The organism is Streptomyces sp. AHA2 (assembly GCF_036857595.1).
In the GTDB taxonomy this organism is placed as follows: Bacteria; Actinomycetota; Actinomycetes; order Streptomycetales; family Streptomycetaceae; genus Streptomyces.
Window position 1 is genome coordinate 1 of record NZ_JAUQWJ010000046.1, and the last position, 5,336, is coordinate 5,336.

General features: G+C 72.2%; 2 protein-coding genes. Both read right to left on the reverse strand.

Features of this window, described 5'->3' with window-relative positions; genetic code table 11:
- Nucleotides 1–3,345 (reverse strand): non-ribosomal peptide synthetase (locus tag Q5694_RS34695; protein ID WP_333937505.1); only part of this gene is annotated, 3,345 nt, incomplete at its 3' end.
- Nucleotides 3,342–5,336: condensation domain-containing protein (locus Q5694_RS34700; RefSeq protein ID WP_333937506.1), on the reverse strand; the 1,995-nt coding region annotated here is incomplete at its 5' end. The genes Q5694_RS34695 and Q5694_RS34700, both read right to left, overlap by 4 nt.

The following is a 5,336-nucleotide window of genomic DNA, read 5'->3' on the forward strand; positions in this document are numbered from 1 at the left end:
CTCGGGGAACACCGTCCGCAGACTCTCGTGCCGGGCCACCACGTCACCTAAAGCGGCCCGCAGCGCGTCACGGTCCAGCTCACCGCTCAGCCTCAGAGTCAGTGGGATGTTGTAGGTGGCGCTCGGCCCCTCCATCTTGTGCAGGAACCACAACCGCCGCTGTGCGAACGACAGGGGTACCGCGTCGAGCAGTTGCTGCTTGGTCAGGGCGAGCCGTGCGGGCCCGGCGGTGTCGAGCCGGGCCGCGACCGCGCCCGCGGTCCGTGCCTCGAAGAGCGTGCGCAGGCCGATCTCGACACTGAAGGCGGCCCGGATGCGGGCGATCAGCCGGGTGGCCAGCAGCGAATGGCCGCCGAGTTCGAAGAAGTCGTCGTCGACGCCGACCCGCGGCAGGCCCAGCACCTGCGCGAACAGATCGCACACGATCTGCTCCTGCGGCGTGCGCGCCTCCCGTCCGGATCCAGTCGGCGCGAAGTCCGGCGCGGGCAGGGCCGCCCGGTCCAGCTTGCCGTTCGCCGTCAGCGGCAGGCTGTCCAGGAGTGCGACGGCCGAGGGCACCATGTGTTCGGGCAGCCGCTCTCGCGCGAACTCCCTCGCCTCCTCGGGCCGCAGGGTCTCCCGCGCCACGACATAGGCCACCAGCCGGGTCCTGCCGGGCTGGTCCTCGCGGGGGACGACGGCTGCCTGGGCGATGTGGGGGTGCTCGGTCAGGACGTTCTCGATCTCGCCGGGCTCGATGCGGAAGCCGCGGATCTTGACCTGGTGGTCGGCGCGGCCGACGAACTCCAGCTCGCCGTCCTGGTTCCACCGCACCAGGTCACCGGTGCGGTACATACGAGCACCCGGCTCAGCCGCGTACGGGTCCGCCACGAACCGCTCGGATGTCAGGCCGGGCTTGCCCAGATAGCCGCGGGCCACACCTGATCCCGCGATGTACAGCTCCCCCACCACACCGGGCGCCACCAACTCCAGCCCCGAACCCAGGACGTACGCCCGGGTGTTGGCGATCGGTCGGCCGATCGGCACGGTGAGCGGCCAGTTGTCGGGCTCGTCGCTCAGGGTGTGGGCCGTGACCACGTGGGTCTCGGTGGGGCCGTAGTGGTTGTGCAGCACGCGCTCCGGTGCCGAGGTGTGGAACTCGCGGACGACGCGGCTCAGCGTCAGGGCCTCGCCGGCCTGCGCGATGGTCCGCAGCCGGGGCAGCGCGCGTCCCTGCTCGACGGCGGCCTCGGCGACGGCTTCCAGTACGAGGGTGGGCGCGAACAGTTCCGCCACTTCGTGCTCGTCCAACCACTCGACGAACCGGGCCGCGTCCCGCCGGACGTCCTCCGCCGGGATCACCAGGGTCTTGCCGTACATCAGGGCCGACAGCATCTCCTGCGCGGAGACGTCGAAGCTGGTGGCCGTGAACTGCGCGGTCCTCGTGCCGGGTTCGCCGCCGACCGCCTCATGGTGCCACTCCAGCAGGTTCACCAGCGCACCCGCGGGCATGACGACGCCTTTGGGGCGGCCGGTGGAGCCGGAGGTGTAGATGACGTACGCGGGATGCTCGGACGCGAGCGCGGTGACCGGGTTGTCCGCGCACTGATCCGTCACATCGAGCCTGTCCAGCAGCAGAACGGGCGTCCTGCTCGCCGTCTCCACCGAGGCACGGTGCCCGGTCGTCGTCAGCACGAGAGCCGGCCCGGCGTCGGCGACCATGTGGGCCACACGAGCCGCCGGATAGGCCGGATCGACAGGGAGATAGGCCGCGCCCGCCTTCAGCACCGCCAGGACGGCCACCACCAGCTCCGCGCTCCGGGGCAGAGCCAGAGCCACCACGTCCTCCGGACCGACACCACGACCCAGCAGCTCATGAGCCAACCGGTTCGCCCGCTCGTTCAGCTCCCCGTACGACAGCGTGGCCCCCTCCCACACCACCGCCGCGGCCCCCGGCACCGCCGCCACCCGCGCCTCGAACAACTCCGGCAACGTCGCCCGCGACGGCACGACAGCCGAAGGCACCGCCAGCACGGCCGCCCGCTCCTCCGCCGACAGCAGATCGATCCGCCCGATCGGCCGGGAGGGATCCGTGACGACGAGGTCGAGCACCCGGATCAGCCGGTCGACGAACCCGGCGGCCGTCGCCCGGTCGAAGAGGTCGTGGCGGTAGTCCAGGCGGAGGTACAGACGGCGGCCAGGGGCGGCGATCAGGGTCAGTGGATAGTGCGTAGCGTCCCGCCCGCGGCCCAGGTCAGGAGTGATCCGCAGCCCGGTCTCCGGCCGCTCGCCGGGCTCGTCCCACGGGTAGTTCTCGAAGACGAGGGAGGTGTCGAAGAGGTCGCCCAACCCGGTCAGTTGCTGGATGCGGGCGAGCCCGAGGTGGTGGTGCCCGGTGAGCCGCGACTGCGCGCTCTGCACCTGTTCCACGGTGGTCAGCAGTGACTGCGCCGGGTCCAGGGACACGCGCACCGGCACCATGTTGATCAACAGACCCACCATGGACTCGACGCCGGGCAGGTGAGGGTCGCGCCCTGCCACGACGGCCCCGAACACGACGTCGTCGTGGCCGGTGCGCCGGCTCAGCACCAGCCCCCAGGCGGCCTGGAGCACGGTGTTCAAAGTCACCCCGTGCCGGCGCGCCCGGTCGGCCAGCGCTGCCGTGCGGTCCTCGTCCAGCTCCACCGTGATCCGCTCCGGCATCAGTCCGGGGCGACCCGGATCCACCGGGGTGAGCAGCGTCGGCTGCTCGAGTCCGCCGAGCGCCTCCCGCCAGGCGGCCTCCGCCGCCGGCTGGTCCTGCTGTGCGAGCCATCCCAGATACTGCCGGTAGGGGGCCACCCGGGGCAGCACGGTGGCGTCGCCCCGGCTGTCGTACAGCGTGGTCAACTCGCGCACGAGCAGTGGCGTCGACCAGCCGTCGAGCAGGATGTGGTGGGTGGTCATGATGAGGCGGTGGTGTTCGGCGGCCAGGCGCACCAGGGAGAAGCGCAGCAGGGGCGGCTCGGCCAGATCGAACCGGCGGGCGTGCTCCTTGGCGGCGAGCCGGGCCAGCTCCCCCTCCGCGTCGGCATCGGGTAGGGCCGACAGGTCGAACTCGTCCCAGGGAACGTCGACCTGGCCGGGTATCAGCTGTACGGTCCGGCCGGAGTCCACCTGCCGGAAGCCGGCGCGCAGGTTCGGGTGCCGTTGAACGAGCGCGAGCACGGCGGCCCGCAGCCGCGCCGCGTCGAGGGCGCCCTCGATGGCGAAGACGTGCTGCACCGCGTAGACGTCCGCGCCGTCCTGCTCGTAGCGGGAGTGGAACAGCAGCCCCTCCTGCATCGGGGAGAGGGGGAGGATGTCTTCCAGGCCCGACGACGTCATTTCTGCACCCTCCACGCTGCTTCGAGTTGCTCGATGTCGTGCTGGCTGAGTTCGGTCAGGGGGAAGTCCGAGGGGCTGTGGCCGCCGGTGCCGGAGCGCTCGCCGTGCCGGACCAGTCCGCGGATCGCTCGGAACCAGTGGTCGGCCAGGGCTCGGACGTGCCGTTCGGTCCAGAGATCCGGCGCCCAGGTCCAGACGGCCTCCAGTTCCGGCCCGTCCGGGGCGTCACGGACCATGCTGTTCACCTCGAGCCCGTGCGCCAGGGCGGTCGCCGGGTCGGCGCCGCTCAGCAGGCCCGTCTCGGCGGCCACGGTCCATTCCGGGCGGCCGGGGACCACCGGGGCACCCGCCGAGGGGAACCGGCCGAGGTAGTTGAATCCGAGTTGCGGTACGGCGAGCCCGGCCAGCTCCGGCCCGGTCGCCGGATTGAGGTGCCGCAGCAGGCCGTAGCCGATGCCCCGGTCGGGCAGGGAGCGCACCTGTTCCTTCACCCGTTTCAGGGCCTGTCCGAGCGGCGGCCCGCCGTCGACGACCTCGTCCCAGGCCAGGGGGCCCGGGTCGACGCGGACGGGATACAGCGTGGTGAACCACCCCACGGTGCGCGAGAGGTCCGTGCCCTCGACGATCTCCTCGCGCCCGTGTCCCTCCACGTCCACCAGAAGAGCCGTGTGCCGCCCGCGTGCGTGGGTCCGGCGCCACTGGGCGACCGCCAGGGCGAGCGCGGTGAGCAGGACGTCGTCGACCTTCGCGTGGAAGGCCGTGGGCACGGTCGTCAGGAGCGGGGTGGTGACCTCGGACGGGAGGGAGACGGTGAGCTCGCGGGCGCGGCCCACGGTGTCCCGCGTGACATCGAGCCGTCCAGTGGTCAGCGGTGGGTCGGCCGCGCTGACCAATTCGCTCCACAACGCCGCCTCGGCGATGCGGGCCGGCTGCCGGGCCTCGACCATGAGGAGACTCGCCCAGCGGCGCAGGGAGGTGCCCACCGGATCCAGCCGTGGGGAACGACCGCCGCCGACGGCCTCGCAGGCGGCGATGAGATCGGGAAGCAGGATCCGCCAGGACACCCCGTCGACGACGAGATGGTTGACGACGACCAGCAGCCTGCCCCGCACGGCCGGTCCGGCGTCGAACCAGACCAGCTGAACCAGGAGGCCACGCTCGGCCGACAGGCGGGCGGACGCCGCCTCCACCTGTGCGCGGACCAGCGTCGCGTCGACGGCGGCGCCGGCGGTCTCGACACGGTGTACCAGGTCCGCGGCCGGCACGGACCCCACCGGACCCACTTCCAGCGACCACGCCCCGTCGCTCTGACCACCCGGTGTCCGGGTCAACCGCAGCGCGTCGTGGTGGTCCACGAGAGCCTGAACGGCCGCGACGAGGTGGTCCTGGCGCAGCCCGGCCGGCACCTCCAGCAGCATCGCCTGGTGGAACGCGTCGATGTCGCCACCGCGCGCGTCGAACCAGCGCATGATCGGGGTCGGCTCCATCCCTCCCACACCGGAGTCGTCGGGGTCCGATGCCGACACGGGCAGTTCCTCGGCGACCTCGGCCAGTCCGGCGGCGGTCCGCTGTTCGAAGACGTCCCGGACCGTGAGTCCGATACCCGCCGAGCGGGCGAGGCTGACCAGCCGGATCGAGACGATGCTGTCCCCGCCGAGTGCGAAGAAGTCGTCGTCGGGCCCCACCGCGTCCACGCCCAGGGCTTGCGCGACCAGCGTCCCCAGCAGTCGCTCGCGCTCGGTCCGCGGCTCACGACGCGGCACGTCCGCCCGCGCGCCCGGATCGGGTTCGGGCAGCGCGGCCCGGTCGAGCTTGCCGTTGGCCGTCAAGGGCAGCCGGTCCAAGGTGACGTACGTGGAGGGCGCCATGTACTCGGGCAACCGCTGCCGCACGAACTCACGCAGATCTGCCGGGGTTTCGTCGGTGTCGGGGACGATGTAGGCGATCAGGCGGGTGCTGCCGGGCTGGTCGTGGTGGGCGACCACGGCGGC